Raw genomic sequence first — 264 nt, forward strand, 5'->3', positions numbered from 1 at the left:
AGAAAGGGGAAGTGAAGCGATTTCTGTATCAAGTGCATTCATAAAATCGATAATAAAAACGGCATTGGTACCAAAATCTCTTGGCAAATAACGTGAGGCAGAACGCATATCAACAAAAGTTGTATCACCTTCATCGGTTAAACGTATCACAATGTCTGAAATAAAACCAAGGTAAAAAGTTTTTGCTATTGTTTCAATATAAATCTCATTTTCTTCACCTTTAAATTCCCGTTGAGCCACAACGGGCCAACCGGAAGCTTCTAA

Annotated in this window: 1 protein-coding gene; it reads right to left on the reverse strand. The window is 36.7% G+C overall.

Annotated elements, in window-relative coordinates; translation table 11 throughout:
- On the reverse strand, positions 1–264 hold a 264-nt coding region (locus ACFIK8_RS10185), incomplete at both ends, for a DUF1499 domain-containing protein (RefSeq protein WP_375669356.1).

Source organism: Bartonella sp. MR168JLCBS, from assembly GCF_042194175.1.